At 65.8% G+C, this 2,488-nt stretch carries 2 protein-coding genes; both read left to right on the top strand.

Going from position 1 to position 2,488, the window contains the following annotated elements:
* A partial coding sequence (locus EOA38_RS33525; RefSeq protein ID WP_127301250.1) for a biotin/lipoyl-containing protein occupies nt 1-1,352 on the top strand: 1,352 nt, incomplete at its 5' end.
* A gap of 98 nt (nt 1,353-1,450) precedes the next feature.
* Nucleotides 1,451-2,488: PHP domain-containing protein (locus EOA38_RS33520; protein ID WP_127301249.1), on the top strand; the 1,038-nt coding region annotated here is incomplete at its 3' end.

Here is a 2,488-nt window from a genome sequence, read left to right as displayed (position 1 = left end):
CGCTCTATCTGGGCGAGCGCGAGTGCTCGGTCCAACGCCGCAACCAGAAGGTGGTCGAGGAGGCGCCGTCGCCGTTCCTCGACGCCAAGACGCGCAAGGCGATGGGAGAGCAGGCGGTGGCGCTGGCGAAGGCCGTCGACTACCAGAGCGCCGGCACGGTCGAGTTCATCGTCGACAAGGACAAGAACTTCTATTTCCTTGAAATGAATACGAGATTGCAGGTCGAGCATCCGGTGACCGAGCTCGTCACCGGGATCGACCTGGTCGAGCAGATGATCCGCATTGCCGCCGGCGAAAAGCTCGGCATCAGGCAAAGCGACGTGAAGCTCAACGGCTGGGCGGTGGAAAGCCGCCTCTATGCCGAGGATCCGTTCCGCAACTTCCTGCCGTCGACCGGCCGGCTGACGCGCTACCGGCCGCCGGAAGAGGGCACGTCCGGCGATATCGTGATCCGCAACGACACGGGCGTCGCCGAAGGCTCCGAAATCTCGATGTTCTACGACCCGATGGTGGCAAAGCTCTGCACCTGGGCGCCGACGAGGTTGGCAGCCATCGACGCGATGTCCGAGGCGCTGGACAGCTTCGTCGTCGACGGCATCGAGCACAACATCCCGTTCCTGGCGGCGCTGATGCAGCACCCGCGCTGGCGCGAGGGGCGGCTGTCGACCGGTTTCATCGCCGAGGAATATCCGGATGGCTTCGCGCCAGTCGAACCGGATGGCGAGGAAAAAGCGGTGTTTGCCGCGATCGCCATCGCGATCGAACTGCTGCGCCGGGACCGGCTCGACCGCCTCGGCGGGCGGCTGGCGCCGCATTCCGGCCATCTCAAGCGCGATTGGGTGACGAAGATCGGCACGGACTATCTTCCCGTCAGCATCGTCGACGGCATGGTCTCCATCCCGATGGAGGTCGATCTCTCGATCGATGGCGGCAAGCCCATGACAGTCGTTTCCGACTGGCGGCCGGGCGGCGCGATCTGGCAAGGCGCGGTCAATGGCAAAGGAATTGCGGCGCAGATACGGCCGGTGCCGAACGGGTTTCACATCGCCTGGAAAGGCATGTCGGTGACGGTTCAAGCCATGTTGCCGCGCACGGCTGAACTCGAAAGGCTGATGCCGGAGAAGTTGCCGCCGGATACCTCGAAAATGCTGCTTTGCCCGATGCCCGGCCTCGTCGTTTCGATCGCCGTCGCGGAAGGACAGGAGGTCAAGGCCGGCGAGACGCTGGCCGTGGTCGAGGCGATGAAGATGGAAAACGTGCTGCGCGCCGAGCGCGACCTCACCGTGTCGAAGCTCAATGCCAAGCCCGGCGACAGCCTGGCGGTCGACGCGGTGATCATGGAATTCGCCTGACGGCTTTGCTGTGCACAGGCGATCGCTGGACTCGCATCGCGCGCTCCCGGACAATACATCTGCACCGATGATGAGTCCTTTCGAGCGACACGAAGCCCATGGCCGATGAACTTCCACGCGACCCGCTGCAGCGCGAAGCAGCCGTGAAGGCCGCGCAGCCGGAAGCGCCGGCGCGGACCTTCATCCATCTGCGCGTGCACTCGGCCTATTCGCTGCTGGAGGGCGCCCTGCAGCTCGGCGCCATCGTCGGCCACGCGGCCAAGGACCAGGCGCCGGCGATCGCGGTGACCGACACCAACAATCTGTTCGGCGCGCTCGAATTTGCCCAGAAGGCGGTCAAGGACGGCATCCAGCCGATCATCGGCTGCCAGATCGATCTCGCCTTTGCCGGCGAGGCGGTCGAGGCCCAGCGCGACCGCCGCCGGCACGGACCCGGCATGTCGCCGATCGTCCTGATCGCCGCCAGCGAGGTAGGCTATGCCAACCTGGTCCGGCTGATCAGCCGGGTCTATCTGGAGACGCCGCCCGGCGAACCGGTGCATATGACCAGCACGATGCTGGAAGGCCATTGCGATGGCCTGATCTGCCTGACGGGCGGCCCGCGCGGCCCGATCGGCAGCGCGCTCAAGGCCGACCGCCGCGACCTCGCCGAGCAGCGGCTGCTGACGTTGAAAGCGCTGTTCGGCGACAGGCTTTATATCGAATTGGAGCGCGTCCAGGGCTATGACCGCATGGTCGAGAAGTCGACGGTCGACCTCGCCTACACCCATGAATTGCCGCTGGTCGCCACCAACGAGGCCTTCTTCTCCAAGCGCGACGACTACGAGGCGCATGATGCGCTGATCGCCATCGCCGAGGGTTCGGTGGTTGCGGCCGATAACCGCCGGCGGCTCTCGCCGGACAATTTCCTGCGCAGCCAGGCCGAGATGGCGCGGCTGTTCTCGGACCTGCCCGAAGCGATCGACAATACGGTCGAGATCGCGATGCGCTGCGCCTACTATCCGAAGAACCGCAGCCCGATCCTGCCCCGCTTCACCGGTGCCGACGCCGCCGACAAGGACGCGGCCGAGAAGGCCGAGGCCGCCGAGCTTGCCCGCCAGGCGCGTGAGGGGCTGGCGGCGCGGCTTGCCAAGCAC

Origin of the sequence: Mesorhizobium sp. M1E.F.Ca.ET.041.01.1.1, assembly GCF_003997355.1 — a bacterium.
Taxonomy (GTDB): Bacteria; Pseudomonadota; Alphaproteobacteria; order Rhizobiales; family Rhizobiaceae; genus Mesorhizobium.
The sequence above is the reverse complement of the archived record's forward strand: the minus strand, read 5'-3'. Positions and strand labels throughout refer to the sequence as shown.